Raw genomic sequence first — 26,403 nt, forward strand, 5'->3', positions numbered from 1 at the left:
GGAATTCGCGGTGGTATATTTACCCCGTGGCGTTATACGGGTATCTTACGCCGCTGCTAAAAGGAGAATGCCATGTCCGCCCAGAAACCGGGGTTACACCCGCGCAACCGCCACCAACACCGTTATGATCTCGCCGCACTGTGTCAGACCACGCCGGAATTGACGTCCTTTCTTATCCGCACGCCCGCAGGTGAACAGAGCGTTGATTTTGCTAATCCGCAAGCGGTAAAAGCGCTCAATAAGGCGTTGCTGGCGCATTTTTATGCCGTCACACACTGGGACATTCCGCCAGGGTTTTTATGTCCGCCGGTGCCTGGTCGTGCGGATTATATCCATCATCTGGCGGATCTGCTTGGCGAAACAACAGGGAGTATTCCGGCGCAGGCAACTATTCTGGACGTGGGCGTGGGCGCCAATTGTATTTATCCGCTTATCGGCGTCCATGAATATGGCTGGCGATTTACCGGTAGTGAAGTCAGCGACGCAGCGATGTCCAGCGCGCAGGCTATCATTCAGGCTAATACGGGGTTAAGCCGCGCCATTCGTCTGCGTCGGCAAAAAGATTCGGCGGCCATTTTTACCGGTATTATTCATAAAAATGAATTTTATGACGCAACGCTTTGTAACCCGCCTTTTCACGACTCCGCCGCCGCAGCCCGCGCGGGCAGCGAGCGTAAGCGCCGCAATTTGGGGCAGAATAAAGATGATGCGCTGAACTTTGGCGGTCAACAGCAGGAGCTATGGTGCGAAGGCGGCGAAGTCGCCTTTATTAAAAAAATGATTGCTGAAAGCCAAACCTTCCGCCGTCAGGTGTTGTGGTTTACGACGTTGGTGTCGCGCGGCGAGAATTTACCGCCGCTTTACCGGGCGTTGACGGAGGCTGGCGCGGTGAAAGTGGTGAAAAAAGAGATGGCCCAGGGGCAAAAGCAAAGCCGCTTTATTGCCTGGACCTTTATGGATGACGACCAGCGTCGCCGTTTTATCACCCGTAAACGCTAAATCGTCGGTTCGCGCGGCGGCAGTGAATCAGGCGACGGGCCGCCGGCGGGGGCGGGCAGAACCTGATACGTTTGCACCGGCGCGCGCACATTGGCCAGATCAAAATGCTTTTTCACCTGGCTATCAAGGGCAAAACGCACCGTCCACTGCTTGAGCGGTAGGGTGGTGAACGATACGCGTAAAGTAAACGCCGTGTTCGTTAAACCGACAATACCGGCGAATGTGGGTTCGCCGATAATCAGCCCGCGAATATCCTCCGTCTCCATCAGCGCCGTTACCGCGTCTTTCAGCGCCTGATTCGCTTTATCCGCATCCTCATGGCGATCCACGTCATAGTTGGCGACAACTGAGCCGATACCGCGCACAAAGTTGGCGAAAGTGGTGATCGAGGACCACGGGATAATATGGTATGCCCCGGTATCCTGCCGCACGCCGACGGAACGAATCGACATTCTTTCGACCGTCCCCGTCAGCGGGCCTATGGTGACTAAGTCGCCGGTATTCATCCCGTTTTCAAACTGAATAAAGACGCCGGTAATAATATCTTTCACCAGGGTTTGCGAACCGAAAGAGATAGCCAGACCTAACGCCCCCGCGCCAGCCAGCAATGGCGCGATATTGACGCCGATTTCCGATAACACGATCATGATGGTTATGGTACTGATAATCACTGCCAGCGCATTGCGGAACAGCGTCAGCAGCGTGCGCGTGCGGGCGCTGGGTAGCGGGCGGCCATGAATATCGGAGGCCAGGCGATTCTCAATCAGACTGGCGAGAATCGTCCATCCCACGGCGGAGAAGAATAAGATTAACGCGATACGGATGAGGATATCGACCATCTTTTCCCCCGCGCCATAATGTAGCCAGTGCCAGAAATCGAATAATCCCCAGGCGTTGAGCAACAGCATAACGGCGACGCAGACGGTCAAAAAGCGTGCGACTTTTAGCGCCGAGGAGAGCCAGCCGTTAAGCCGCTTTTGTAATTCCGGGTAATTGCGCTGCGTATGGGGCGACAGGGTGATGGTTTTCGCTATCCAGCGGGTAAACATACCGGAGATAAACGCGGCGATGCCAATAATCGCCAGACTGCGCACGGTCGCGCCCATCATAAACTTCAGGCTATTGCCTGGGTCGAATAACGAGAAGAAAAACAGCACGATAAAGTAAGCGCTGGCCAGCCAGTGCCACACCAGCGCAAAGGCGCGGATAAACAGGCTAAAAAAGGCTAATGATCGTTCCGCCAGGCTTAATAAATGTTGCGTAATCTCCGCTTTGTTTTTAAAGATCAGGTACAGCGCCCAGATGGTGATGCAGAGCATGATCGCCACATTAGCCATCGCGCCAACCTGAACATTCACCTGATTGGAAATAATCGGAACGGCAACAATCAGCCCGTAGCCAATCAAACTGCTAAGCGAACTCATACGGCGATTCCAGTAACGCGCTGTCGCATCCTGAATCGCGAATGGGCGTAATTCCGGTACATTAGGGCAAAAAATAAGCCGCAGAATCGCTTTAAAGAACTCTATTAGCGCGAAGGCATTCAGGAACAGGCTTTGCTGAAAAGCGATAGTTCGACTTCCCGCATGGAAATTATCACTGAGCATCTGACCGATAAATAAGGTGAGCGCCAGTAGCAGGAGGTCGATAATAAACGCGCCGACGATCATCGCCGGGAGCTGTAACCAGTTGCTGCGTTCACGGTTTTTCTTGCGTGCCCACAGGCCCATTTTTCGATATAACGGCAGGGCGCAAAGCCGTATCACGCTATAAAAACCAAATACCGCGACGGCCAGAAATAAAAAGTGGGTTAACGCGTTGGTGAAGGTTTGCGAGTTAAACGGCTTGTGCGGCGCATCGGTGATGTTGCGATAAAGCTGGGCGAAACGGGTAGCGAAAGCATCGCCGTACTGACGGGTAACGGTGGTGACGTTCTCCAGTACCGTTTTCTCATCTTTGGCCGCAGGCGGCGCAAGCGCTGGCGCTGGCTCGGTCGGCGGCGTGGTTGAGGCTTCGCGGAGTTGCGCTATTAATTCGTTACGTGAAGCCTCGTTCTCCAGTACGTCAGCCAGGGCCGCATAGGCCGCTTTTTTTTGTTCAGGACTGGGCTCTGGCGCTGCTTGCTGGCTGGTTGATGTCCCCGTGGTCACGCCGGGTATGGCGACCGCATGGGCAGGCGCGCCCAGTAGACAAAAAAGGATGAACAGGGTCCACCGCATGACTCCTCCAGTGAGAAAAGAGACGCAAAACACTAAGTATAGATGGCGCAGGGAAGGGAAAATGAAATGGGACTATTCCATGATGCCCTCCCTGCCGCAGGGCAGGAAGGGCGATATCTCAGGAGACGTGCTGTAAAAATTCCTGTAAACGTGGGCTTGGCGGGTTTTCGATCAACGCCTGCGGGCTGCCATCTTCGGCAATACGGCCTTTATCGATGAAAATCAGCCGTGAGGCGACTTTTTCGGCAAAGCCGATTTCGTGAGTGACAATGACCATGGTCATGCCTTCTTCCGCCAGATCCTGCATGACTTTCAGCACTTCATGGCGCAGTTCAGGGTCCAGAGCGGAGGTTGGCTCGTCAAAGAGCATCATTTTCGGCTTCACGGCCAGCGCTCGGGCAATGGCGACGCGCTGTTGTTGACCGCCGGAAAGCTCGGAGGGGTAGTGATGCGCCCGTTCCGCCAGTCCAACTTTCGCTAACAGAGCTTTCGCCTGTTTTTCCGCTTCTTCTTTCTTTACGCCGCGTACGCGTAGAGGACCGAACATTACGTTTTCTAGCGCGGTCAGATGCGGGAACAGATAAAACTGTTGAAACACCATGCCGGCTTCCTGGCGAATCAGCCGTTCGTCTACTTTAGGATCGTTGACTTTCAGACCATCGACAATCAGATCGCCGGAGGTGATCTCTTCCAGTTTATTGATACAGCGTAATAACGTGGATTTACCCGAACCGGAAGGGCCGATAATCACAACCACTTCGCCCTGACGGATGTTTAAATCAATGTTATGCAGCACCTGGGTGGGGCCAAAGTGCTTGGAGACGTTTTTAAATTCAATCACAGGATTTTCATCCTTCTTTCAAGACGACGCAAAATAAAGCTCAGCACCAGCGTAATGATCAAATAGAAGACGGCCACGGCGCTCCAGATTTCCAGGGCGCGAAAGTTACCGGCAATAATTTCCTGGCCCTGACGGGTCAGCTCGGCTACGCCGATAACAATAAACAACGAGGTGTCTTTGATGCTAATGATCCACTGGTTGCCCAGCGGCGGCAGCATACGGCGCAGAGCAAGCGGTAAAATAACATGGCGGATGGTTTCCCGGCGAGAAAGGCCCAGCGCCAGACCCGCTTCGCGAAAACCTTTGTGAATGGATAGTACTGCGCCGCGAGTAATTTCCGCGATATAAGCGCCGGAGTTAATCATAATTGTCACGACCGCTGCGCTGAACGGATCAATACGCAAATCATTAAATGCCATCGGTAGGGCAAAGTAGATAAACATGACCTGGACAACGATGGGCGTGCCGCGAATAATTTCAATGAAAACCAGGGCGATATGGTTGGCGAACCAGCCGCCAAACGTACGGGCAAAACCTGCCGCCAGTCCAATAACCAGGCCGCCAGCCAGACCGAGGACCGAGATCCACAGGGTCATTTTAGCGCCCTCAAGCAAAAGCGGAATGGCGGGCCAGATGGCGCTCCAGTCAAACTGCATATGTCGTTCCTGTTACCGTGGTGTAAATAGTCAAATGTTCTATCCGGCGCGGAAATGGCGTGAAAGTGTCTTATCCGTCACGGAAAAGAGCTGTAGGCCCGGTGAGCGTCCTCACTACCGGGCCACAAGCCAACATCAGGTCGTTTTATTTAGGTTCTGTACCGAACCATTTTTTGTAGATTTCGTTATAGGTGCCATTCTCACGCAGCGTTTTCAGCGCGCCGTTGACTTTCTCGCGCAGTTCATCGCTGCCTTTCGGGAAGGCAACTCCGTATTGCTGTGCTTCCAGCGATTCACCTACCGCCTTGAACTGGCCGTTGCCTGCGGTTTTGATAAAGTACAGGATGTTCGGCGTATCGTGCAGAACGGCGTCTGCGCGGTTGGTGCCTAATTCCATGTACGCGTTATCAATGTTCGGGAACTGACGCAGATCTTTGGTTTTGATATTCGCTTTCGCGTAATCCACCGACCCGGTTCCGCTCTTCACGGCAACGACTTTGCCATCGAGGTCTTTAACGCTTTTAATATCGTTATTGTTGGCTTTCACCATCACGAGCAGACCGCTTTTGTAATAGCCATCGGAAAAGTCGATCGCTTTTTTACGTTCGTCCGTAATCGTAATACCCGCCAGCGCCAGATCGATATTTTTGGTTTGTAATGCCGGAATAATGCCGCTGAAATCCATCGGTTTCAGGGTGTAGTCCAGCTTCAGTTCTTTCGCGATAGCGTCCCACAGATCAACATCAAAACCGACGTATTTGTCGCCCTGTTTAAATTCAAACGGAACGAACGCCGTATCGGTTGCCACAACGAGTTTCTTATCCGCGGCGTGCGAAGACACCGCAAAAGCCAGGGTAAGTGCAGCCAGTGAAACTTTTAATAGAGACTTCATAGCATTTCCTTTTCTATCCACGGGGCGATCCCCTGCGAGAACATGTAGCGTAATGAAAAAATCATGCCAATTATGTAACTCATTGTTTTAACAGAAGCGTGAATCATTCCTGTGCACAATAAGTCGGGCAAAACCAGTATGCCGCACCGTTTTGGGGCACTGATTTAGTGCATGAATAACAAAGTAGAGATACAGGGTCTATTTAGCGTAAAAATTGTTGTTAAAACAATCTTTAATTAACGATTGTGTGATGTAATTATTACAAATGATTCACTTTTATCGGAGGGGAGTACAAGACGTGTGCACTATTTAAGTGCAAAACCCCTGTGCCAGGCAGGGGTATAGGGATGACTTATATACTTGTGTACATCAAGTTGCAGGTGCGTTTGCTTCAGTTACCGACGGAAGTCAGGCTTCTGCGGATTCGCTGCGTTTGTACCTTCCTGCAACTCGAAGTATTCAGGGTAGAGATAGATTTATTCGATGTTGGATTCGATAAACCACAGGAATTTATCGAGGTCGCGTGATGCGGCGGTAAAGATATCGGCAGTGTCTTCATCTTTGGCTTCACCGATAGCTTTACGAACATCATTAGCGACAACAGCGTAGCGATCGGCCAGTTCTTTTAAGTGATCCTGCACGTTATGGATATCGAGCGGATAGCTTTTCAGCGGAGTTTTGCTGTTGATAACTTGCGTGGTGCCTAACGCCACACCGCCAAGCTGTACGGCGCGCTCGGCCATAGTATCCAGATGATCGGTCAGTGCGGTACGGAAGCCATCCAGCATCTCATGAACGGCAATAAAGTTAGCACCGCGCATGTTCCAGTGGGCCTGTTTCGTGATCAGCGACAGGTCAATGAACTGGATCACCTGACGATTAAGCAACTCAACCGTCGCTTTTTTATCGCTCTCTGATACATCGTTACGGGTATAAAGCAGATTAGACGCTTTTGTTTTTACCAGTTTAGCGGTACTCATAATCTCATATCCTCTTGATGTTTGTGTCCCAGGTAATTAACGAAAATAAGTATAGCACCGGTTTTTAACTTTGCTTTTTTGAATTTACCTATCACTTTAATAGTACAGACAAGATTTAATATTTATTATGATTAAAAATCAATTAGTTAGACTGGTTTGCTGTTTGATGGGTAATAATTCTCATTTTAATGTAAAAAATGAGAAAAAATATGACAAAAAATGACGAAGTAATAGCGCGATAATAAAAGGTGAATAACGAGGTGATATTCTGCATGATTATGCACATCATGCAGAATAAGAAACTATTTTACGTCAACTTGTTTAATTTGCGGTTCGCGGCGAATCGTTAGGGTAGAACCCATTGAGGCGGCAATGATGGCGCACAGGGCCATGATTTGTATGCCCGTAAGCGTTTCGCCCAGAAAAATCATCCCGGAAACGGCGGCCAGCGCGGGTTCCATGCTCATCAGCGTACCGAAAGTGCGGGTTGGCAGACGCGTCAGCGCAATCATTTCCAGTGAATAAGGCAGCGCCGTAGAAAGCACAGCGACCGCTAACCCTAAGGGAAGAATCGACCAGTGCCATAGCGCGTCGCCAGCCTGAACTGCGCCAATCGGCACGAAAATGATGGCGGCAATCAGCGAGCCTACCGCCACCGTGGCCGGACCATGTTCCGCGCCTGCTCGCTGGCCGGTAAGAATATAGACAGCCCAACAGGCGCCAGCGCCGAGCGCTAACGCGGCCCCGGTAAGATCGACGTGAGACATATCTTGTCCTAATGGCAGCAGGAACCAGAGTCCAAGTACAGCCAGTACGACCCAAATAAAATCTACCGGCCGCCGGGATGAAAACAGCGCGACCGCCAGAGGACCGGTAAATTCCAGCGCGACCGCAATACCCAACGGCACCGTCTGAATCGACAGATAGAATAGATAGTTCATCCCGCCCAGCGACAGACCATAAAACAGTAAAGGCAGCCGCTGCTCTTTGGCAAAACGCAAACGCCAGGGTTTGAAAAAGGCGATAAGGATAAGCGTTCCCAACGCCAGACGAAGCGCCGTTACGCCCGGCGCGCCGACAAGAGGAAATAACGATTTCGCTAGTGAAGCGCCACTCTGAATAGAGGACATGGCAATGAGCAAAACCAAAATGGGCAACCAGACTGGTAGTTTACGTGTTGACCCCGGCATCCTTTCTCCTGTCAAAAATGTCAGTACGAGTAAAGGTGGCAGTGTAATGGAAATTCCCCGCGGCGGTTGAGGATTCGTTGAAAAAAAATTTCCAGGATTCCATAAAATGAACTTAAATTGATGGATAAATAGACTGTTAGTTTAGGAATAATCTGGATGAATGTATCGCGCCGCACGCGCATTATTGGTGCAATCAGCCGGAAAAGTGATGTTAATTGAATAAGATAGCGCGATATGGAAACGTTCTGTTACATGAAAGGCGCCCTTAGACACCGTGAATCGCAAAGAGTTTCCCATTAATTTTTGATATATTTAAAACTTAGGACTTACTTGAAGCACATTTGAGGTGGTTATGAAAAAAATTGCATGTCTTTCAGCACTGGCCGCTGTTCTGGCCTTTTCCGCAGGTACTGCAGTAGCTGCTACTTCTACCGTTACCGGTGGTTACGCTCAGAGCGACGCGCAGGGCGTAGCGAATAAAATGAGCGGTTTCAACCTGAAGTATCGTTACGAGCAGGACGACAACCCGCTGGGCGTAATCGGTTCCTTCACCTACACCGAAAAAGATCGTACTAACGGTGCGGGCGATTACAACAAAGGTCAGTACTACGGCATCACTGCCGGCCCGGCTTACCGTCTGAACGATTGGGCGAGCATCTACGGTGTAGTCGGTGTGGGTTACGGTAAATTCCAGACGACCGATTACCCAACCTACAAACATGACACCAGCGATTATGGCTTCTCCTATGGCGCTGGTCTGCAATTCAACCCGATGGAAAATGTTGCTCTGGACTTCTCTTACGAGCAGAGCCGTATTCGTAGCGTTGACGTTGGCACCTGGATTGCTGGCGTGGGTTACCGCTTCTAATCACGTCGGTGAAAATGAAAAATCCGCCTTTCGGGGCGGATTTTTTTTGCCTGAAACGTGCATTATTTTAGTGAAAAAATATCGCTGCCCAGATGGTTATAGTCCACTTTCTGTAATTTGAAATTGGTGATATAAACGGGCCCGGCTTTCTGCTCCGAAATAAAACGATAGCGATTTTTGATCTCTTTAGCGCTAATTCCTGTCCATTGCGAGAAAAAACTCAGGAAATCGTTCGCGGAACGGCGAGCTTTAATGATCCGATGCGCTTTACTGTCGCTGGATAGCACCATAAACGGCACCTGGAAGTTTTGCTGGAATTTGTCGTCATGCGCCAGGTACTGTACCGCTTTGCCGCGCTCTTTAAACGCCAGCCCGTGATCGGAGAAATAGACGAGCGAAAAACTGTCGCCGCTATGACGAAGCTGAGTATAGAGCTGACGGAGCAAATCGTCGGTTTGCGTCATGGTGTATAAATAACAAGACGTCTCTTTCGACTGGACAAACGTCGCGTATTTTCCCTGAGTGCGGTCGCAGGCCTGGGGATGCGACCCCATTAAATGCAACACAATCAACTGCGGTTGCGTGCGTTCTGTCGCCAATACCTGCGCCGTCATGGTTAACAGCGCGTCGTCGCGAGTATTTTTATCTGCTTCAAAATCGCCGTTTTTCAGGAAATGCGCTTCATCGGCGCGTTTGGCGATACTGGCGATGGCCGTGTCGTATTCGCCGATTTGCCCCTGATTGGAAAACCACCATGTCTGAAAACCGGCGCGGTTAGCCAGCGTGACGAAGTTATCCTGATACTGCGGTTTGTTATCCACCACGCGATTGAGCGTTAAACCAAGCGATTTTTGCGTTGAGCCGCTGGCGGCGATGTAATCCATAAAGAAGTCGCCATTCACATGGCTGGCGAAGGGGGTATTATCCCAGTGGCCGCCGAAAGCGCCCATGGCATCCCGTCGCGCGCTTTCACCAATCACCACGACATAGATGTGATATCTGGGTTTCACCGCAGTAACCGTCCAGCTATCTTTTATGCCGGATAGCTGCGCCATACGGTGCTGCTCTTCAATGACTTCGTTGTTATTGACGATAACGTCTTTAGCGAAGCGAAAAACCGGATAGCCGGTATCAATAACCTTAAAAACGCCGCCCCAGGCCAGATTTTGTACCGGCGCTACGAAAAATGCCGCGACGCTAATCAGCAGGCACAGGCTGTCGAGGCTATTCCAGCGCGGCCTGGCCTCTTCTTTTCGGCGGCGAAGCGCAATAATACCCAGCGCAAAAATAAAAAGTCCGGTCAGGTAGCTATACCACGGGAAGATGGTCAGGATTTCGCTCGACTCTTCCATATTGGTGGAGTGCAGCGCCAGCAGCGTATTAAAGTTCGGCGCGCCGTAAGCCTGGCCAAAGGGAAAATAGCAAGCGGCTACCAGCGAACAAATGCCGAGCAGTGCTTTTTGTCCGCGGGGCAGGTAGCGCCAGAGCAGCAGCAACAGGCAGGTAAACGCCGCGGTATAAAGCAGGCTAAAGGGGTAGCCGAGCGCGAGGTTAATCAGCAGCGACTGTAAAAAGTAGAGGCCCGCCCACGGGCTTACAGCCCGACGACGGGCGAGAAGTGAATCGATAAGGGTTGAATTCATATGCCACTATTGCAAAAACGCCATGTGCTAACCCTGGCGCGAAGGGTCATTACCTGCCTGATTATGCGTAAAAAAGGTATTGGGTTCGCAACGGCGAGTCGCAAAATATTCAGGGCTGCCAGAAGATAGAGCGTGCGGGTAAGAAGGTCAACCGCCGGAAAGAAAATGTTTTGCGAAGAGAATAGCAAAACCACAAAAAACAGGGGAAATGGGCGCCATTTCCGTTGAGGATGCAAAATAAAGCGGCGTACCGCACTGCCGCGTTATTTCGTGGAAGGGTTATCCTGTTCCGGTTTGCCGTTGATCATATCGCACAACATAGAGAGCAGCATTAACCGGACTTTAAAGGGAGAGTGACTGAACACGCGTATACACCTCTTAAATTCGTTCATATAAACCTCCTGATGTTTCTATCCCATCGATCCGTGAGGGATGTCTGCATTACATACAGATATAGCACAGGCTATGTTTTATAGCTATTGCTAAAACGTTAATTTTTTGTGCCCGGACAACTCTGGTTTACAATGAGCGCTCTGTCAGCTGACGCGTTAACGCGTCACAGAAACGAGGAAGCAAAATGGGTCGTCGCGCAGGTACGCCAACAACAAAAAAAGTGACGCAATTGGTGAACGTAGAAGAACACGTTGAAGGATTTCGTCAGGTCAGAGAGGCGCATCGCCGTGAGTTGATAGACGATTACGTTGAGCTGATTTCCGATTTAATTATTGAGGTAGGGGAAGCGCGTCAGGTGGATATGGCGGCGCGGCTCGGCGTCTCCCAGCCGACTGTGGCCAAAATGCTTAAGCGCCTGGCATCGTTAGGATTTATTCAAATGATCCCCTGGCGCGGCGTTTTTCTGACGCCGGAAGGGGAGAAGCTGGCGCAGGAAAGCCGCGAGCGGCATCAAATTGTCGAAAATTTTTTACTGGTATTAGGCGTAAGTCCGGAGATCGCGCGTCGTGATGCGGAAGGGATGGAACACCATGTCAGCCAGGAGACATTGGATGCCTTTTTGGCCTTCACGCAGCAGCATGGAACATCTGTAGAATGAATCTGGCCTTTTTACGGGCGCTGCGGCGTGACCGTTTTTTTCAGTTGTTGATCATTGTGGGGATGGCGTTAAGCCTGTTTGTTCCTTTTGCGCCCCGCGCCTGGCCTGGCGCGATTGACTGGCACACCATTATTACCCTCAGTGGGTTAATGTTGCTCACTAAAGGCGTTGAGCTGAGCGGCTATTTCGATGTGCTGGGACGCAAGATGACGCGCCGATTTCATACCGAGCGGCAACTGGCGATGTTCCTGGTGCTGGCTGCGGCGGTGCTGTCGACCTTTCTGACAAACGATGTCGCGCTGTTTATCGTTGTGCCGCTGACGATAACGTTGAAAAAACTGTGTGCGATTCCGGTCAACCGATTGATTATTTTTGAGGCGTTGGCGGTGAACGCCGGTTCGCTGCTGACGCCTGTCGGTAATCCGCAAAATATTCTGTTGTGGGGACGCTCCGGCTTAACCTTTGCTGAATTTAGCGGGCAAATGGCGCCGCTTGCCGTCATGATGATGCTGACGTTACTGCTCCTGTGCTGGTTTTGTTTTCCGGGTAGGGCGTTACAGTACCATACCGGTACGCGTTCGCCGCAGTGGCAGCCCCGTCTGGTGTGGAGTTGCCTGGGATTATATGTCGTTTTTCTTACCGCGCTGGAGCTCAGGCAAGAGTTATGGGGACTGGTGTTGGTGGCGGCTGGGTTTATTGTGCTGGCGCGCAGGGTGATAGTCAGCGTGGACTGGACGCTGCTGCTGGTATTTATGGCGATGTTTATTGATGTCCATCTGCTAACGCAATTGCCGGCGTTGCAGGGCGTTTTCAACCAGGTTGGCGCACTGTCTCACCTGGGACTTTGGCTAACCGCTATCGGCTTGTCTCAGGTTATCAGTAATGTGCCCAGTACCATTCTCCTGCTGAACTATGTACCGGCCTCGACGCTGCTGGCGTGGGCGGTGAATATCGGCGGGTTTGGTCTGCTGCCGGGGTCGCTGGCAAATCTTATTGCTTTACGGATGGCGAACGATCGCCGAATCTGGTGGCGATTTCATTTCTATTCACTGCCGATGCTGGCATGGGCGGCGCTGGTGGGATATGGATTATTGCAACTGATGCCGTAAGAGAAGCCCGATAGTGTCTATCGGGCTTCGCAGGCAGAGTCTGTCAGTTCAGACGAACCGGCATCCCGGAACGATCCTGAACTGCCTGTTGTACGACGGTCTGATCAACGTCAGGCTCGTTGGTGACGGCCAGGATACTCTTATTAAGCGTGATCGGCACCGCTTCCTTACCTTCAAACTGCGCTTCCGTCGTTGACAGCGGGTTATGCACCTCAATGTAACGGCTACCGTCCGGCTCGGTGGTGGCTTTTACCGGTTCATCGATAAACTGCACGCGGGTGCCGACCGGCACATTTTCAAACAGGAATTTGATATCGTCGTTGCGCAGACGCACGCAGCCGTGGCTCACGCGAAGCCCGATGCCGAAGTTGGCGTTGGTGCCGTGAATAGCATACAGGCGACCAATGTACAGCGCGTACAGGCCCATCGGGTTATCCGGGCCCGCAGGCACGACGGCAGGCAGCGGCTCGCCGGCGGCGCGATATTCAGCGTGCATTTTTGCCGTAGGCGTCCAGGTCGGACCGGCTTTTTTACGTTCAACTTTGGTCGTCCAGTTGATAGGCGTGTCTTTACCTAACTGACCGATCCCAATCGGCAGGACGATAACGGTGTTTGTGCCTTTCGGGTAGTAATAGAGGCGCATTTCCGCGCTATTGATGATAATGCCTTCGTGTACGGTATCCGGCAGGATCAGCTGCTGCGGAATATTCAGCACGGTACCGCCCTTCGGCAGGAAGGTATCCACGCCCGGGTTGGCTTCCAGCATGTTGGAGAGCCCCATCTGATACTCCGCGGCAAAATACTCCAGCGGCTGGGTATTGCCCTCCGGAACGGTGATGACCTGATTTTGCCCAATTAAACGGCTACCATCGGTAGGCAGCGGGTAAGTGACTGCTGAGGCTGTTTTACAAAAACCAACTACAGCGAAAGCCGCCGCGAAAAGCGTTGTTAATTTCATATTCATGTTATGCGAGATTCTGTGCCAAGCAGGCTAGTAGGTTGAGAATTCTGTCATGTTGGGAGCGCATTATAGGTGCATTCCAGTAAACAGGGAATTCAGATGTGTACGAAATCACGTTTTTTTCCCTTACGGTTCAGTGTAGCCCTTTGTACAGGGCGCGATCTTATTTCAGACTTGTGGCATAATAAGCGGTTTGTCACATCTTTTTTCAGGATAAGCCTGTGTTAGTTTCCAGCAACGTTACCATGCAGTTCGGCAGTAAGCCGCTGTTCGAAAACATTTCCGTCAAATTTGGCGGCGGCAACCGTTACGGCCTGATCGGCGCCAACGGTAGCGGAAAGTCCACTTTTATGAAAATCCTCGGCGGCGACCTGGAGCCGACGCTGGGCAACGTTTCCCTCGATCCGAATGAGCGCATCGGTAAGCTGCGTCAGGACCAGTTCGCTTTTGAAGCATTCACCGTACTTGATACTGTCATTATGGGGCATGGCGAACTGTGGGAAGTCAAGCAGGAGCGCGACCGTATCTACGCCTTGCCGGAAATGAGCGAAGAAGACGGCTATAAAGTCGCCGATCTGGAAGTAAAATACGGCGAGATGGACGGTTATTCCGCTGAGGCGCGCGCGGGCGAACTGCTGTTGGGGGTGGGCATCCCGCTGGAGCAGCATTACGGTCTGATGAGTGAAGTCGCGCCAGGCTGGAAATTGCGTGTGCTGCTGGCGCAGGCGTTATTCTCTAATCCGGACATCCTGTTGCTCGACGAACCGACCAACAACCTGGATATTGATACTATCCGTTGGCTGGAGCAGGTGCTGAACGAGCGCGATAGCACGATGATCATCATTTCGCACGACCGTCACTTCCTGAACATGGTTTGTACGCATATGGCGGATCTGGATTACGGCGACTTGCGCGTCTATCCGGGTAACTATGATGAGTATATGACGGCGGCGACTCAGGCGCGTGAACGTCTGTTGGCCGATAATGCGAAGAAAAAAGCGCAAATTGCCGAGCTGCAATCTTTTGTTAGCCGTTTTAGCGCCAATGCCTCTAAATCGCGTCAGGCAACGTCGCGCGCGCGGCAGATTGATAAAATCAAGCTGGAAGAGGTGAAAGCCTCCAGCCGTCAGAACCCGTTCATCCGTTTTGAGCAGGATAAAAAACTGTTCCGTAACGCTCTGGAAGTGGAAGCGCTGACGAAAGGTTTTGATAACGGTCCGCTGTTTAAAAATGTCAATTTGCTGCTCGAAGTCGGCGAGAAGCTGGCGGTACTCGGCACCAATGGCGTGGGTAAATCTACGCTGCTGAAGACGCTGGTTGGCGATCTGGACGCCGATCATGGCACCGTTAAATGGTCGGAAAACGCGCGTATTGGTTACTACGCGCAGGACCACGAATATGAATTCGAAAATGACCTGACGGTGTTTGAATGGATGAGTCAGTGGAAGCAGGAAGGCGACGACGAGCAGGCAGTGCGCAGTATTCTGGGCCGCCTGCTATTTAGCCAGGATGATATCAAAAAGCCTGCGAAAGTCCTTTCCGGTGGCGAGAAGGGCCGTATGCTTTTCGGCAAACTGATGATGCAAAAGCCGAATATCCTGATTATGGACGAACCGACTAACCACCTGGATATGGAGTCGATCGAATCGCTGAATATGGCGCTGGAGCTGTATCAGGGCACGCTGATCTTTGTTTCGCACGACCGTGAGTTCGTCAGCTCGCTGGCAACCCGCGTCATTGAAATTACGCCGGAGCGCGTGGTGGACTTCAGCGGCAACTACGACGATTATTTGCGTAGTAAAGGGATTGAAAGCTAAACACTGACGCCCGGTGGCACTGCGCTTACCGGGCCTACGTATCCTGGCGCGTAGGTTCGGTAAGACGGGTGCGCCCAGGCAAAGGGCACACCGCAGGTGAGCGGGAAGGGCGGTACGACCGTCAAACGTCCATACCTAATGCCCGCTTGCCGTGAATATTCAGATCGCGCAGCGTGAAGCGCCCTTCCCAGGTGGTTTCATAGTCCTCGCGCGGGAAATCGCTCGGTGATGCGCCTGTCTCCAGCGCCGCTTTCACCTTACGCGCATAGGCCAGATTTTTCTCACACATTGGCGCGGCAGGAATGTACATCACATTGCCCCAGCCCTGCTGATTTTCGACGGGGGCGACGGAGTGGATGACATCGCAATGCCACCACACGGAATCCCCGGCTTCCAGTGGCGGAATGCTGGTTAACGCCGCCATCAGTAAAGGATGCCACTGTTCAGAAATCGGCAGCACCCGGCCCGGCGCGACGCCGCATAATTCATCTTCCGGGACATCATCCAGCAGCGGGCGCAGCAGAATATACGCCATCGCCTCCGGGATAGGGACGACATGAAGCAACCCCTGACCGGGCAGCATATCGGAGAGCGCGGTCCAGCCCTGGAAAGTGCGAAATACCGAGCATTTTGTGGTGTTATCCACCGTATACTCTTCAACTTCGGTACGGTGTGCCGCATTCCACGGATCGTACTGCTCGACGTTGCCGTTAAACACACTGGCGAATACCTGCTGATAGGCTGGCAGCAGCCAGCGTTCCAGCGCGCCGGAGTCGGTATGCGCTCCCAGTCCTTTGGATGTGGTGCCCGGCGGGCGGCGACGGATGCGATCCGGGTAAATGATGCTGATATCCGGATTAAACCATCGCTTGCCGTCGTGCTCTACCTGCCACAGACGGTTGAGGAACGACTGCGCCAGCGCCATCTCTTCACTTTGGCGGGCCTGCATTTGCGCCTGCGACCAGTAGACAGGATAGATTTCAGGCCGGGAGGCGCTCAGCGTACCGAAAAAATTATCCCCCGGTCCTTTATACACCTCGTCAAAATGGTTCTTGTCCAGATAGTCGAGCATCGACTGGTCCCATGCCAGCGCCTGTTCGCGTGGAAAATGACCTTTAATCACCGCGCACCCGCGGCGCTTAACCTCGGCGCGGGTGGCATCGCTAATGTTGCCCATCGCCAGTTCGCTAAAAGGGATAATTGGCCATACCGGCTGTCCCTGCGCCTTCAGATCGTTAATTTCCGCCACCCGGGCTGCTATGGTGGCGCTCAAACGGTCGAACACCGCCTGTACGTCGCCGATTTGCGCGCGTAGCGCCTGCTTCATCTGACGAATGGCCGCTTTTGGGTCGGCGGGCAGCGTTTCGTGGGTAAAAGGAGTTGTCATATCAACCTCACCATCTTTCGTTCGAAAGTAAAATTAGTTACATCTGATACTTTAAGTTAAAATAAGGTTAATGCAAGTTTAAAATATTGCAGGAGCGCACAAAGAGGGAAGCGAGAGGAAAACGTAAGGTGGCCAGGACGCCTTAATGTCTTATGCGGCTATTCCTTTCGTTCAGCCACTTTTCATTCGAAATAAATTTGTGGTTCTGCTCACATTGTTATTAAAATGTTTCTGGTCGCAGTTACAGCCAGGAGCTTAAGTATGACCGTTAACGTTGTCGTTACCGATATGGACGGCACTTTTCTCGACGATGCCAAGCAGTACGATCGTGTACGCTTCATGGCGCAATACCAGGAACTGAAAAAACGTAATATCGAATTTGTAGTCGCCAGCGGTAATCAGTACTACCAGTTGATCTCCTTCTTCCCCGAGCTGAAAGACGAAATTTCCTTTGTCGCAGAAAATGGCGCGCTGGTGTATGAACATGGCAAGCAGTTGTTTCACGGGGAGCTAACCCAACATGAATCGCGTATTGTGATTGGCGAACTGCTGAAGGATAAGCAACTTAATTTTGTCGCCTGTGGTCTGAAAAGCGCTTATGTCAGCAAAAACGCTCCCGAGACTTTCGTGGCGCTGATGGCCAAACATTATCACCGCCTGCAGCCGGTAAACGATTATCACGACATTGACGATATCCTGTTTAAGTTCTCCCTGAATTTGCCTGATGAACAAATTCCGCTGGTTATCGACAAACTGCACGTATCTCTGGATGGCATCATGAAGCCCGTCACCAGCGGCTTCGGTTTTATCGACCTGATTATCCCGGGACTGCATAAAGCGAATGGCATCAGTCGTCTGTTAAAGCGCTGGAACAGGTCGCCACAGAATGTCGTCGCCATTGGCGACAGCGGTAATGATGCGGAAATGTTGAAAATGGCGCATTACTCTTTTGCCATGGGCAATGCTGCAGACAATATCAAAGCGCTTTCACGCTATCACACTGATGATAATAACCATCAAGGCGCGCTCAACGTCATTCAGGCCGTGCTTGACGGCACCGATCCCTTCTGATTAACAGGCCTGCGCAGGCCTGTTAAGCGTAGCGCCATCAGGCAATTCGGACATATTGCCGATGGCGCCAGGGCAAATTACAGCATATGTTCGGTACGGGCGATGATATCGTCCTGCGCATCCGGCGACAGCGCGGTGAAGAAGGCGGAGTAGCCTGCCACACGCACGACCAGATCGCGGTACTGGTCCGGATGTTTTTTCGCATCCAGCAGCGTTTCGCGTGACACGATGTTGTACTGAATATGCCAGCCTTTATGCACCTCAAAGAACGTCCGTAGCAGAACCATCAGTTTCTGTTTGTCGGATTCGTTTTCCAGCGTCGTTGGGTTCAGTTTCTGGTTGAGCAGCACGCCGCCGAGAATGGAACCGGTAGGTAATTTGCCTACGGAACCAATCACCGCCGTCGGGCCGAGATGATCCGTACCTGATGCAGGGCTTGCGCCTTCCGCCAGCGGTGTATGCGCTTTGCGACCGTCCGGGGTAGCCATGGTCGCGGCGCCAAATGGCACGTTTGCTGAGATAGAGGACGTACCGGCGTAATAGTTGCCGCCGACAGGGCCACGACCATAGCGCGGGTTATGATATTGCTTCAGCTCATCAATATAGGTCTGATAAGCGCGCGCCAGCAGGGTATCGACACTGTCATCGTCGTTGCCGTACTTCGGCGCGCCGTTAATCAGACGCTGGCGCAACTGCTCGTGAGTCAGACCGTCGAAGTCATCGGCCAGCGCGGCGGCAAGCTGCTGTTGACCGATAACGCCCTGTTCGAAGACCAGTTTTTTCACGGCGGCGAGGCTGTTGCCCAGGTTGGCGATACCGACCTGCAGACCGGATACCCAGTCATATTTCGCGCCGCCTTGCTTGATACTTTTCGCTCGCTCAATACAGTCGTCTACCAGCGCTGAGCAGAGAATATCGTGGACGTTCTCTTCCAGCATGGTGTCGACCACATACTCAATTTCGATCGATTTGCGCGTGTAGTAGCGAATTTGGGTATCCCAGGCGGCCATCACTTCGTCAAAATTGTTAAAGTTGCCTGCGGAGAGCGCCTTTTCCTGCGGCAGAAATACTTTGCCGCTGGTGGCGTCGCGACCGCCTTCCAGCGCCGCCAGCATGACGCGGGCGAAGTTAATAAAGCTCATGCCGGTGCAGCGATAACCCCATTTCCCGCCGACGGCGGTTTCGATACAGCCGATCGCCGCGTAATCGTAAGCGTCCTGCGGTTCGATCCCCAACTTGATAAATTCCGGGATGACGATTTCATCATTGTTAAACGCCGGCATCCCAAAGCCGCAGCGGATGACCTGGACGCAGGCGTCAAGGAAATCGTTACTCATTCCGGCGTGATAACGCACACTGAGGTTGGGCTGGGTAGAACGCAGACGTCCACAGGACTCCAGAATGGCGTAAGACAGCGGATTCACTGCGTCCATTGGCTGACCGTTGATGAGATTCTGACCGCCAATGGTGACGTTTTGATACAGCGGGCTGCCCGCGGAAGCTTTAGAGTGCGAACCGGAACGGATCTTGTTTACTTCCAGCAGTTTCAGCCAGCAGCTGTGCAGCAGTTCAATGGCGTGCTCACGATCCAGCGTCTGGTTTAGTTCGACATCGCGACGATAATAGGGATAAAGATACTGGTCCATACGACCAAAAGACACCGAGTGCCCGTTAGACTCAATTTGTAGAATCAGTTGGATGAAGTAGCACAATTGCAGTGCTTGCCAGAAGGTCTGCGGCGGTTGGTGGGCGATCACCTCGCAGTTTTCCGCGATGGTAAGTAGCTCTTTACGACGGCTTTCACGGGACTCTTCGCCTGCCATCTGGCGCGCCAGCGCGGCAAAGCGCGTGATGTGCTGGCTTACCGCGTCCAGCACTATATCAATCGCCTTCAGGAACTGCTCGCCATGCAGATCTTCCAGCACGGTCAGGTTGATGCGTGAGCGGCGCTCGGCGACTTTATCGCGCAGGCCATCAAGCCCTTTTTCCAGCAGCAGCGGGAAGTTCACCGCCAGGTGCGCGTCACCGGAGGTCATATTGCCTTCGGCTTTGATAATGCCAGTCGCCAGAAGCCCTTTTTGTTCATCGGTAAACATGCCGTAGCAGCGATCCTGGACGGTTTGACCTCGCCACCACGGACAGACGTCGTGCAGAATACGTTTGTTTTCTTCACTTACGGAAAAACCTGCGCCGGGCCGGTCCGCCAGGTCGTCGATCTCTTTTTCAATCCACGAGACGGTATATTCCGGGAAAATCGGCGCGGCGCGGACTTCACTTGCCTGGTTGCCGACGATCAGTTCATCGTGTTTTATCCAGATAGTGCGTTCCGCCAGGTGATGGGCCAGCGCCAGCGCACGGCGTACCGGAATCGGTTTATCCAGATGCTGCTGGTACATTTCGGTATAATGCTGCGCGCGTTCGGTACAGACCGGCGGTTTCACGATATGTACCAGCGCGGTTTTGTGCGCCTTAATGCGGTCACTGAGCGTGTCCAGTTTCAGTTGGGTCATGATAATTATCCTCGTAGGGTCGCGGTTAAACCTTTTTGACAGGCGTACTTCTGGGCAAAATCAAGTAACGCCGGCGCATCCAGTGGTTTATCCGGGGCATGATAGGGCTGACTGAGTAAGTGGTATTTATTGATGCCCAGCGTGTGGTAGGGCAGAAAATGAATTTCCCCGACGTGCAGTTCGTCGGCGGCAAAGTCGGTAATGGCTTTAATGGTCTCCTCATCGGCATTAAATCCCTGAATCAGCGGGACGCGAATCACCATTTTTTTGCCCGCGGCGGTGAGTTTCCTGAGATTTTCCAGCACCCGCGAGGCGCTACCATCGGTCCACTGCTTAAACGGCCCGTCGGCGACATGTTTCAAATCAGCCAGAAACAGATCGATATAAGGCAGTGAGGGCGCAATGTATTTCCATGGAACATGCAGACAGGTCTCAACCGCTGTATGAATACCGGCGTCATGGCTGGCTTTAAACAGCTCTGCCGCCAGTTCCGGCTGCATAAACGGTTCGCCGCCGGAAAGCGTAAGACCGCCGCCGCTGCGATCGTAAAAAGGTTTATCGCGCAGTACCGTCGCCATGATCTCATCCACGCTTTTTATTTCGCCGCACACGGTTAACGCCTGTGTGGGGCAGCAATGCGCCAGGACGGAAAAATGGGCGTCGGTCAGTTTCTCGCGATGGATGAGCAGGCCGTTTAGCGCGCGCTCAATGACGTCCGGCGCGGCTTGCGCGCACAGGTCGCATCCTTCGAGACACAGCCGCGCGTCGTATAACAGATCCTGAGCGCGGGCGCGGCTTTCCGGGTTCTGGCACCAGCGACAGCCCAACGAACAGCCTTTGAAAAATACTACGGTACGGATACCGGGGCCATCGTGGGTAGAATAGCGCTGAATATTGAAGATCATAAACGGCCTCTCTTATTTCATATAAAGATTAAATTACTTTCGAATGAAAGTTATCTTGATGTGCGTCAACGAATGGAGAGGTTCTGATAAAGAGGCGTTAAATGAGGTACAACATCACGGTTTGAGGCTGTGATATGGCGTTTAAGATGATGCCGCGCTGCTTGAGCCGATCGTCAGTCGGAGCTTGGGTAAGCTGGCTTTGCGTCTGATGACAGTAATTATCTGTTGATACAGCACGGCCATAAACCGTGCTTCGGTATGTTTATCCGTAAAGTGGCTACTGACCGCAGACCTCACAGCCGGGGTTGCGCATCAACTTCATTTCGCGGAACTGACAGGTCATCGCATCGTACATGACGATTTTTCCGCTAGCGGGCTGACCGTAATGCGCCAGCAGCTTAATGGCCTCCATTGCCTGTAGCGAACCGATCACGCCAATCAGCGGCGCCATCACCCCTGCCTCTACGCAGGTCAGAGCGTTTTCGCCAAACAGACGGCTCAGGCAGCGGTAACAGGGTTCGTTTTCCTGATATGTAAAGACGGTAACTTGTCCTTCCATACGAATTGCCGCGCCGGAGATTAGCGGCACTTTCGCGGTATAGCACCCGGCGTTAAGTTGATTACGTACGCTAACGTTATCAGTACAGTCCAGTACCAGCGAATGCCCGGCAATCAGGCTGGTCATAGCGTCGTCGTCCAGCCGCGCGTTAACGGGCGTAATGGTAATATGCGGGTTGATTCGCGCCAGCGCGTCGCGGGCGGACTCAACCTTTGGCTGCCCGACCGTGGCGTCGCTGTGCAAGGTTTGACGCTGGAGATTGGAAACGGAAACGGTATCAAAATCGAGTAGCGTCAGTTGCCCGACGCCAGCGCCGGCCAGATACTGCGTTGCCGCGCAGCCGAGTCCGCCCAGCCCGACCACTAATACCCGCGCATCTTTTAACGCTTCCTGCCCTTCAAAATCGAAGCCGCGCAGAATAATTTGTCGATTATAGCGCAGCATCTCCTGGTCGCTAAGTTCCGCCATTACAGGCCTCCGAACAGAGCATTAAACGGCTCGACTTCCACCCATTCTCCCGGCTCAACATTGCCGCGTTCACGCTCCAGCACAATAAAGCAGTTGCCCAGACTAAACGAGCTGAAAATATGTGAGCCCTGGTGTCCGGTGGTCGTGACCTCCAGTTCGCCGTTGGCGCTACGTTGCAGGATGCCGCGCTGGAAATCGAGACGCCCCGGCGTTTTCTTCAGGCGAGATGTTGTGCGTACACGCTGGCGCGGCGGTACAGCGCTTGCCGTGTTGCCGCCAAGCTTCGCCAGTAAAGGCTGAACCAGTTGATAAAACGTGAGCGCCGCAGAGACTGGATTCCCCGGCAGGCCACAGAACCAGCTATTACTGAGTTTGCCGAAGGCAAACGGTTTGCCTGGCTTGATAGCCAGCTTCCAGAAGGCGATTTCGCCCAGCTCCTCAAGGATGGTTTTGGTATAGTCCGCTTCACCAACCGAGACGCCGCCGGAGCTTATCACTACATCGGCCTGGCTGTCGGCGTCGATAAACGCGGCGCGAAGCTTACCGGGATCGTCAGGAATAATGCCTAAATTGATCACTTCGCAGCCAAGCTGTTGCAGCATCAAATGTATAGTTAGACGGTTAGTGTCATAAATTTGTCCCGCCTCCAGCGGTTGGCCCGGAAGCTGGAGCTCGTCGCCGGTCGAGAACAGCGCTACGCGCACTTTACGTACAACCTGCGCATCGGCAATTCCCAGCGACGCCAGCACTGGCAGTTCGGCAGTAGTCAGGCGCGTACCGGCCGGAAAGACCACCGCATCCTGGCGAATATCCTCGCCGCGGCGGCGGATGTTTTGTCCGCAACGAACATCGGCGGTAAAACGCACGCCGTCATCGGTTTGTTCCGTCTGCTCTTGCATGACTACCGCCTCGCAACCTGCCGGTACCGGGGCGCCGGTCATAATGCGAATGCAGGTTCCCGCAGGCCACTCTCCCTGGTAGGGCTGACCGGCAAATGCTTTGCCGGCGACGGGCAGCGGCTTATCGGCGGACAAATCCGCCACGCGTACCGCATAACCATCCATAGCTGAATTATCAAAGCCGGGGACATCGAGGGGAGAAACGATATCGGTCGCCAGGATGCGGCCAAAGCAGTTCACCAGCGGCAACGTTTCTACGGCGGTGAGCGGGGTAATACGTGAAAGCATCTGGGTCAGCGCCGTTTCAAGCGGCATCAATCCGGCGGAAAATTCCATGAACATACTCCTGCGAGGCAAAATCGAATCCGGCTATTATGTCAGAAAACAGTGGCGGGCAGTATGCTACCTCGGTCTTAGAGACGGCCTTGCGCCTTTACATACCTTACGCATCTTTCTATATTCAAAAATCGAATGAATAACTCACAACAATTCTGATAGTTATAGTAAAAGTTGTGTGCCACCGTTAATGGACCCTAAAAATGAATAAAGCAGTGATTGCGATTCACGGCGGCGCAGGCGCGATTGCTCGCGCGCAAATGAGCCATGAGCAGGAGCTACGCTATATCCAGGCGCTGTCAGAGATTGTCGAAAGCGGGCAAAAGATGCTGGAAGCGGGTGACAGCGCGCTTGATGTAGTGACGGAAGCGGTGCGCCTGCTGGAAGCGTGTCCGCTCTTCAATGCGGGTATCGGCGCGGTCTATACCCGAGACGGAACTCATGAACTGGATGCCTGCGTGATGGACGGCAATACCCTGAAAGCCGGAGCCGTCGCGGGCGTGAGTCATGTTCGCCATCCTGTGCTCGCCGCCAGACTGGTGATGGAGCGCAGCCCGCATGTACTCATGGTGGGGGAAGGGGCGGAAAACTTTGCCTTTTCACAGGGGATGGCGCGCGTTTCGCCGGATATCTTTTCCACCCCGGCGCGTTACGAGCAATTACTGGCCGCGCGTGCGGCGGGCGAAATGGCGCTCGATCACAGCGGCGCGCCGCTGGACGAAACGAAAAAAATGGGTACAGTCGGCGCGGTGGCGCGGGATAAATTCGGCAATCTGGCGGCGGCAACGTCTACCGGCGGGATGACCAATAAATTGCCCGGGCGCGTCGGCGACAGCCCGCTGGTCGGCGCCGGGTGTTATGCCAACAACGCCAGCGTCGCCGTTTCCTGTACCGGAACGGGAGAGGTCTTTATTCGCACGCTCGCGGCTTACGATATCGCCGCATTGATGGAATATGGCGGACTCAGCCTTGCCGACGCCTGTGAGCGCGTGGTGATGGAAAAATTACCGGCGCTGGGCGGCAGCGGTGGATTAATCGCTGTTGATCACGAAGGTAATGTCGCGTTGCCGTTTAACAGCGAAGGGATGTATCGCGCCTGGGGATATGCCGGGGATACGCCTACCACAGGAATTTACCGGGAATAAGGAGCCGCAGGTGCCGCACAGCGATGAACTGGATAGCCGCGATGTTCTGTCCGTCAGTGGCCTGAATATCGCGTTTCACCACGAAGGGCAACAGATAGACGCCGTGCGTAATGTGTCATTACGCCTGAAGCGTGGAGAGACTCTGGCGATTGTCGGCGAGTCGGGATCGGGAAAATCGGTGACGGCGCTGGCGTTAATGCGGCTGATTGAGCAGTCGGGCGCGAACGTGCGCTGCGGCGAAATGCTGTTGCGTCGGCGTAATCGCCAGGTGATTGAGCTGTCTGAGCAGAGTGACGCGCAGATGCGGCGTGTGCGCGGCGCGGATATCGCCATGATTTTCCAGGAGCCAATGACCTCGCTCAACCCGGTATTTACCGTCGGCGAGCAAATTGCCGAATCTATTCGTTTGCATCAGGGCGCCAGCCACGAAGAGGCGCTGGCGGAAGCGAAACGTATGCTCGATCAGGTACGGATCCCGGAGTCGCAGGCGATTTTATCGCGTTATCCGCATCAGCTTTCCGGCGGGATGCGCCAGCGAGTCATGATCGCGATGGCGCTATCCTGCCGTCCGGCGGTATTGATTGCCGATGAACCCACCACGGCGCTGGATGTCACTATCCAGGCGCAAATTTTGCAACTTATCAAAGTGTTGCAGCAAGAGATGTCGATGGGCGTGATTTTTATCACCCACGACATGGGCGTCGTGGCGGATATCGCCGATCGCGTACTGGTGATGTATCAGGGCGAGGCCGTGGAAACCGGCAGCGTAGAGCAGATTTTCCATGCGCCGACGCATCCTTATACCCAAACGTTACTGGCCGCCGTCCCTCAGCTTGGCGCGATGCGCGGCCACTCGCTGCCACGCCGTTTCCCGTTGATTTCCGCTGACGAACCAGCCCTTTATGAATCGCAGATTGAGCAAGACACGGTGGTGGAAGGCGAGCCTATTCTCCAGGTGCGGGGACTGGTGACGCGATTCCCGCTGCGTAGCGGTCTCTTTAACCGCGTTACGCGTGAAGTTCATGCCGTTGAGAATATCAGTTTCGATCTCTGGCCGGGCGAAACGCTATCGCTGGTGGGCGAGTCCGGTAGCGGAAAATCGACGACCGGACGCGCGCTGCTGCGGTTGGTTGAATCCCGGCAGGGGGAGATTATCTTTAACGGCCAGCGCATTGACACGCTGTCTGCGGGTAAACTCCAGCCGTTGCGCCGCGATATTCAGTGTATTTTCCAGGACCCTTACGCCTCGCTCGACCCGCGCCAGACCGTGGGGTATTCCATTATGGAACCTTTACGGATTCATGGTCTGGGGCAGGGGGACGCTGCGGCAAAGCGCGTGGCCTGGTTGCTTGAGCGTGTCGGATTACGTCCTGAACATGCCTGGCGTTATCCGCATGAGTTTTCCGGTGGTCAACGTCAGCGCATCTGCATTGCTCGCGCGCTGGCATTGAATCCTAAAGTGATTATTGCTGATGAGGCGGTATCCGCGCTGGATGTTTCCGTTCGCGGACAGATCATTAATTTACTGCTCGATTTACAACGGGAAATGGGGATAGCCTACCTGTTTATTTCGCATGATATGGCGGTCGTGGAGCGAATTAGCCATCGCGTGGCGGTGATGTATCTTGGTCAAATTGTTGAAATGGGGCCGCGGCGCGCCGTTTTTGAAAATCCGCAGCATCCTTATACGCGTAAATTGATGGCGGCGGTGCCGGTTGCCGATCCTTCCAGACACCGGCCGCGGCGCGTTCTGCTATCAGATGATATACCCAGCAATATTCATAAACGTGGCGAAGAGACGCCCGCCGTTTCATTACAGTTGGTCGGGCCGGGACATTATGTTGCGCGGCCGCTGCAGGATAATGCGCTCTCGCGCTTATAACATTCAGACAGGCAG

Annotated in this window: 22 protein-coding genes; 8 read left to right on the plus strand and 14 right to left on the minus strand. The window is 53.3% G+C overall.

Annotated features, from left to right (window positions below; genetic code table 11):
- Positions 1 to 72: 72 nt before the first annotated feature.
- Entirely contained in the window at positions 73 to 999 is a 927-nt protein-coding gene (gene rlmF, locus ACLD3P_RS00315) for a 23S rRNA (adenine(1618)-N(6))-methyltransferase RlmF (protein WP_131046191.1), read from the plus strand.
- Here the strand turns inward: rlmF and ybiO are convergent.
- The 6 genes from ybiO to rhtA all read right to left on the minus strand — a co-directional run bounded on the left by ybiO (position 996) and on the right by rhtA (position 7,777).
- Positions 996 to 3,218 (minus strand): mechanosensitive channel protein, encoded by a 2,223-nt coding sequence (ybiO, locus tag ACLD3P_RS00320; protein ID WP_001267702.1) that lies wholly within the window; start codon positions 3,216 to 3,218, stop codon positions 996 to 998. The two genes, rlmF and ybiO, sit on opposite strands and share 4 nt — an antisense overlap.
- Before the next feature lie 118 nt (positions 3,219 to 3,336).
- Positions 3,337 to 4,059, minus strand: coding sequence for a glutamine ABC transporter ATP-binding protein GlnQ (gene glnQ / locus ACLD3P_RS00325; protein WP_000569093.1), 723 nt, complete (start codon positions 4,057 to 4,059; stop codon positions 3,337 to 3,339).
- Positions 4,056 to 4,715, minus strand: a complete 660-nt coding sequence (gene glnP / locus ACLD3P_RS00330; RefSeq protein ID WP_001159076.1) for a glutamine ABC transporter permease GlnP — start codon at positions 4,713 to 4,715, stop codon at positions 4,056 to 4,058. Before glnP ends, glnQ begins: the two co-directional genes overlap by 4 nt.
- 145 nt (positions 4,716 to 4,860) lie before the next feature.
- Positions 4,861 to 5,607, minus strand: a complete 747-nt coding sequence (gene glnH / locus ACLD3P_RS00335) for a glutamine ABC transporter substrate-binding protein GlnH (protein ID WP_000838671.1) — start codon at positions 5,605 to 5,607, stop codon at positions 4,861 to 4,863.
- Between the two features lie 476 nt (positions 5,608 to 6,083).
- Positions 6,084 to 6,587: a DNA starvation/stationary phase protection protein Dps gene (dps, locus tag ACLD3P_RS00340; protein ID WP_000100805.1), complete on the minus strand. Its 504-nt coding sequence runs from the start codon at positions 6,585 to 6,587 to the stop codon at positions 6,084 to 6,086.
- A 302-nt stretch (positions 6,588 to 6,889) separates the two neighbouring features.
- Positions 6,890 to 7,777 carry a threonine/homoserine exporter RhtA gene (gene rhtA / locus ACLD3P_RS00345; RefSeq protein ID WP_001119555.1) on the minus strand — a complete coding sequence of 296 codons (888 nt, stop codon included), beginning with the start codon at positions 7,775 to 7,777 and terminating at the stop codon, positions 6,890 to 6,892.
- A 352-nt stretch (positions 7,778 to 8,129) separates the two neighbouring features.
- Between rhtA and ompX the strand changes: the two genes are divergently transcribed.
- Positions 8,130 to 8,645 carry an outer membrane protein OmpX gene (ompX, locus tag ACLD3P_RS00350; protein ID WP_000716763.1) on the plus strand — a complete coding sequence of 172 codons (516 nt, stop codon included), beginning with the start codon at positions 8,130 to 8,132 and terminating at the stop codon, positions 8,643 to 8,645.
- Positions 8,646 to 8,707: 62 nt separating this feature from the next.
- Here the strand turns inward: ompX and ACLD3P_RS00355 are convergent, their stop codons facing one another.
- Both ACLD3P_RS00355 and mntS read right to left on the minus strand, forming a co-directional pair.
- A complete protein-coding gene (locus ACLD3P_RS00355; protein ID WP_023254186.1) occupies positions 8,708 to 10,288 on the minus strand; it encodes a phosphoethanolamine transferase in 1,581 nt (526 codons plus the stop codon).
- Between the two features lie 263 nt (positions 10,289 to 10,551).
- Positions 10,552 to 10,680, minus strand: a complete 129-nt coding sequence (gene mntS / locus ACLD3P_RS00360; protein ID WP_001001755.1) for a manganase accumulation protein MntS — start codon at positions 10,678 to 10,680, stop codon at positions 10,552 to 10,554.
- A gap of 185 nt (positions 10,681 to 10,865) precedes the next feature.
- Here mntS and mntR point away from each other — a divergent pair, with 185 nt between their 5' ends.
- Together mntR and ACLD3P_RS00370 are read left to right on the plus strand one after the other, a co-directional pair.
- Positions 10,866 to 11,339 carry a manganese-binding transcriptional regulator MntR gene (gene mntR, locus ACLD3P_RS00365; protein WP_000533543.1) on the plus strand — a complete coding sequence of 158 codons (474 nt, stop codon included), beginning with the start codon at positions 10,866 to 10,868 and terminating at the stop codon, positions 11,337 to 11,339.
- Positions 11,336 to 12,448: an anion transporter gene (locus ACLD3P_RS00370; protein WP_001046525.1), complete on the plus strand. Its 1,113-nt coding sequence runs from the start codon at positions 11,336 to 11,338 to the stop codon at positions 12,446 to 12,448. The genes mntR and ACLD3P_RS00370 overlap by 4 nt, the downstream gene beginning before the upstream one ends.
- A gap of 43 nt (positions 12,449 to 12,491) precedes the next feature.
- On the opposite strand, the gene ldtB is transcribed toward ACLD3P_RS00370, so the two are convergent.
- Complete coding sequence (gene ldtB / locus ACLD3P_RS00375) at positions 12,492 to 13,412, minus strand: L,D-transpeptidase (RefSeq protein ID WP_001056404.1); 921 nt, start codon at positions 13,410 to 13,412, stop codon at positions 12,492 to 12,494.
- Positions 13,413 to 13,630: 218 nt separating this feature from the next.
- On the opposite strand from ldtB, the gene ACLD3P_RS00380 reads away from it, so the two are divergent.
- Complete coding sequence (locus ACLD3P_RS00380; protein ID WP_000961434.1) at positions 13,631 to 15,226, plus strand: ABC-F family ATPase; 1,596 nt, start codon at positions 13,631 to 13,633, stop codon at positions 15,224 to 15,226.
- Positions 15,227 to 15,347: 121 nt separating this feature from the next.
- On the opposite strand, the gene ACLD3P_RS00385 is transcribed toward ACLD3P_RS00380, so the two are convergent.
- Entirely contained in the window at positions 15,348 to 16,613 is a 1,266-nt protein-coding gene (locus tag ACLD3P_RS00385; protein ID WP_303066568.1) for a DUF1479 domain-containing protein, read from the minus strand.
- A gap of 261 nt (positions 16,614 to 16,874) precedes the next feature.
- On the opposite strand from ACLD3P_RS00385, the gene ACLD3P_RS00390 reads away from it, so the two are divergent.
- On the plus strand, positions 16,875 to 17,684 hold the full coding sequence (locus ACLD3P_RS00390) for a Cof-type HAD-IIB family hydrolase (RefSeq protein WP_000217902.1): 810 nt from the start codon (positions 16,875 to 16,877) through the stop codon (positions 17,682 to 17,684).
- 77 nt (positions 17,685 to 17,761) lie between these two features.
- Here the strand turns inward: ACLD3P_RS00390 and ACLD3P_RS00395 are convergent, their stop codons facing one another.
- From ACLD3P_RS00395 to moeA, 4 genes are all read right to left on the minus strand, one after another.
- Positions 17,762 to 20,194 (minus strand): glycyl radical protein, encoded by a 2,433-nt coding sequence (locus ACLD3P_RS00395; RefSeq protein ID WP_000192661.1) that lies wholly within the window; start codon positions 20,192 to 20,194, stop codon positions 17,762 to 17,764.
- A 5-nt stretch (positions 20,195 to 20,199) separates the two neighbouring features.
- On the minus strand, positions 20,200 to 21,099 hold the full coding sequence (locus ACLD3P_RS00400; protein WP_131046189.1) for a glycyl-radical enzyme activating protein: 900 nt from the start codon (positions 21,097 to 21,099) through the stop codon (positions 20,200 to 20,202).
- A 277-nt stretch (positions 21,100 to 21,376) separates the two neighbouring features.
- The gene (moeB, locus tag ACLD3P_RS00405) at positions 21,377 to 22,126 is read right to left on the minus strand and encodes a molybdopterin-synthase adenylyltransferase MoeB (RefSeq protein WP_000829277.1); all 750 of its coding nucleotides are present in this window, start codon (positions 22,124 to 22,126) and stop codon (positions 21,377 to 21,379) included.
- On the minus strand, positions 22,126 to 23,361 hold the full coding sequence (moeA, locus tag ACLD3P_RS00410) for a molybdopterin molybdotransferase MoeA (RefSeq protein WP_000395792.1): 1,236 nt from the start codon (positions 23,359 to 23,361) through the stop codon (positions 22,126 to 22,128). The genes moeB and moeA overlap by 1 nt, the downstream gene beginning before the upstream one ends.
- A gap of 203 nt (positions 23,362 to 23,564) precedes the next feature.
- Between moeA and iaaA the strand changes: the two genes are divergently transcribed.
- Both iaaA and gsiA read left to right on the plus strand, forming a co-directional pair.
- Positions 23,565 to 24,506 carry a beta-aspartyl-peptidase gene (iaaA, locus tag ACLD3P_RS00415; protein ID WP_001030503.1) on the plus strand — a complete coding sequence of 314 codons (942 nt, stop codon included), beginning with the start codon at positions 23,565 to 23,567 and terminating at the stop codon, positions 24,504 to 24,506.
- A 10-nt stretch (positions 24,507 to 24,516) separates the two neighbouring features.
- Positions 24,517 to 26,388 carry a glutathione ABC transporter ATP-binding protein GsiA gene (gene gsiA / locus ACLD3P_RS00420; RefSeq protein WP_001120575.1) on the plus strand — a complete coding sequence of 624 codons (1,872 nt, stop codon included), beginning with the start codon at positions 24,517 to 24,519 and terminating at the stop codon, positions 26,386 to 26,388.
- The last annotated feature ends 15 nt before the right edge of the window (positions 26,389 to 26,403 follow it).

The organism is Salmonella sp. 741265073_HBA, from assembly GCF_046569105.1.
Taxonomy (GTDB): domain Bacteria; phylum Pseudomonadota; class Gammaproteobacteria; order Enterobacterales; family Enterobacteriaceae; genus Salmonella; species Salmonella enterica.

Bases quoted from the DNA above. Each gene is read 5' to 3' on its own strand.
- rlmF (WP_131046191.1), top strand. From the start codon at position 73: ATGTCCGCCCAGAAACCGGGGTTACACCCGCGCAACCGCCACCAACAC.
- ompX (WP_000716763.1), top strand. From the start codon at position 8,130: ATGAAAAAAATTGCATGTCTTTCAGCACTGGCCGCTGTTCTGGCCTTT.
- ACLD3P_RS00370 (WP_001046525.1), top strand. From the start codon at position 11,336: ATGAATCTGGCCTTTTTACGGGCGCTGCGGCGTGACCGTTTTTTTCAG.
- iaaA (WP_001030503.1), top strand. From the start codon at position 23,565: ATGAATAAAGCAGTGATTGCGATTCACGGCGGCGCAGGCGCGATTGCT.
- moeA (WP_000395792.1), bottom strand. From the start codon at position 23,361: ATGGAATTTTCCGCCGGATTGATGCCGCTTGAAACGGCGCTGACCCAG.
- ybiO (WP_001267702.1), bottom strand. From the start codon at position 3,218: ATGCGGTGGACCCTGTTCATCCTTTTTTGTCTACTGGGCGCGCCTGCC.
- ACLD3P_RS00355 (WP_023254186.1), bottom strand. From the start codon at position 10,288: ATGAATTCAACCCTTATCGATTCACTTCTCGCCCGTCGTCGGGCTGTA.
- glnP (WP_001159076.1), bottom strand. From the start codon at position 4,715: ATGCAGTTTGACTGGAGCGCCATCTGGCCCGCCATTCCGCTTTTGCTT.
- ACLD3P_RS00400 (WP_131046189.1), bottom strand. From the start codon at position 21,099: ATGATCTTCAATATTCAGCGCTATTCTACCCACGATGGCCCCGGTATC.
- ACLD3P_RS00385 (WP_303066568.1), bottom strand. From the start codon at position 16,613: ATGACAACTCCTTTTACCCACGAAACGCTGCCCGCCGACCCAAAAGCG.
- rhtA (WP_001119555.1), bottom strand. From the start codon at position 7,777: ATGCCGGGGTCAACACGTAAACTACCAGTCTGGTTGCCCATTTTGGTT.
- ACLD3P_RS00395 (WP_000192661.1), bottom strand. From the start codon at position 20,194: ATGACCCAACTGAAACTGGACACGCTCAGTGACCGCATTAAGGCGCAC.
- ldtB (WP_001056404.1), bottom strand. From the start codon at position 13,412: ATGAATATGAAATTAACAACGCTTTTCGCGGCGGCTTTCGCTGTAGTT.
- moeB (WP_000829277.1), bottom strand. From the start codon at position 22,126: ATGGCGGAACTTAGCGACCAGGAGATGCTGCGCTATAATCGACAAATT.
- mntR (WP_000533543.1), top strand. From the start codon at position 10,866: ATGGGTCGTCGCGCAGGTACGCCAACAACAAAAAAAGTGACGCAATTG.
- glnH (WP_000838671.1), bottom strand. From the start codon at position 5,607: ATGAAGTCTCTATTAAAAGTTTCACTGGCTGCACTTACCCTGGCTTTT.
- mntS (WP_001001755.1), bottom strand. From the start codon at position 10,680: ATGAACGAATTTAAGAGGTGTATACGCGTGTTCAGTCACTCTCCCTTT.
- dps (WP_000100805.1), bottom strand. From the start codon at position 6,587: ATGAGTACCGCTAAACTGGTAAAAACAAAAGCGTCTAATCTGCTTTAT.
- ACLD3P_RS00390 (WP_000217902.1), top strand. From the start codon at position 16,875: ATGACCGTTAACGTTGTCGTTACCGATATGGACGGCACTTTTCTCGAC.